Source organism: Arthrobacter sp. HMWF013, from assembly GCF_003061105.1.
Lineage (GTDB): Bacteria > Actinomycetota > Actinomycetes > Actinomycetales > Micrococcaceae > Arthrobacter.
In genome coordinates, this window is record NZ_QAIQ01000427.1 from 1 (window position 1) to 1257 (window position 1257).

General features: G+C 63.5%; 2 protein-coding genes. Both read right to left on the reverse strand.

Going from position 1 to position 1257, the window contains the following annotated elements; translation table 11 throughout:
• On the reverse strand, positions 1-758 hold a 758-nt coding region (locus DBR22_RS15570), incomplete at its 3' end, for an RluA family pseudouridine synthase (protein ID WP_108599771.1).
• On the reverse strand, positions 751-1257 hold a 507-nt coding region (gene lspA, locus DBR22_RS15575), incomplete at its 5' end, for a signal peptidase II (protein ID WP_108599770.1). The genes lspA and DBR22_RS15570, both read right to left, overlap by 8 nt.

Here is a 1257-nt window from a genome sequence, read left to right on the forward strand (position 1 = left end):
TAAGTGAGGTCTCCGGCGCAGGGGTGCCGCAGTGCTGAGAAGTGCACCCGGATCTGATGGGTACGGCCTGTTTCGAGGTGCACCTCCACCAGGGTGGCCTTACCGAAGGCTTCGAGCACCTCGTAGTGCGTGATGGACGGACGCCCGTCCTCGATGACGGCAAACCGCCAGTCATGTCCTGGGTGACGCCCGATGGGCGCGTCGATGGTGCCTTCCAGGGGATCAGGGAGGCCCTGGACCACGGCGTGATACACCTTGTCCACGGTGCGCTCCTTGAAGGCCCGCTTGAGCGCCGTGTAGGCCCGCTCGGTCTTGGCCACCACCATCACGCCCGATGTCCCGACGTCGAGCCGGTGCACGATTCCGGCCCGTTCAGGGGAACCGGACGTGGAAATGCGGTACCCGGCGCCGGCAAGGCCACCCACCACGGTGGGCCCCACCCACCCGGGCGACGGATGCGCTGCAACCCCCACGGGTTTGTCCACGACGACGAAGTCGTCGTCGTCCAACAGGATCTTCAAGCCTTCCACAACTTCCTCCACCACTTCGAGCGGGTCCCGTCGATCAGGCACCGTCACTTCCAGGACCTCCCCGGCAGCAAGTCGCGAGGACTTGCCGAGCTTCTTGCCGCGGCTGACCACGTTGCCTTCGGCTATCAGCGTGGCGGCCAGGTTCCGGGAGATCCCCATCAGGCCTGCGAGTCCGGCATCGGCCCGTGTTCCGCCGAATTCCTCGGCCACTACGACGCGTTCAGGCATCATCGGCTTTCTTCTGTGGGGCAGAGACGTGCCGGGAACCATCGAGGGAGATTCCACGCAGGGTCAGGATGCAGATGATGGAAACAGCCGAGACGACGGCAGAATCGGCAATGTTGAAGATCGCAAAGTTGGGCAGCTGGATAAAGTCCACCACGTGGCCCATCCCGAAGGACGGTTCCCGGAAAAGCCGGTCCGTGAGGTTGCCCAGCGCACCGCCGAGAAGGAGTCCGAGCGCCAACGACCACCATGCCGAACCCAGTTTGCGCACCTGGAACAGGATGGCGATTGATACCCCGGCCATGATGATGGAAAACACCCACGTCACGTTTTCGCCGATGGAGAATGCGGCGCCTGAGTTCCGGATGAAGTACCAGTGCAGGAGCGGCGGCAGCACAGGGATGCGTTCCCCCTCCACCATCGAGGACGTTACCCACAGTTTGGTCAGCTGATCCAGCACGTAGGCGAAGACTGCGAAGCCGGCAAAAAGCGCGAGCAGAAG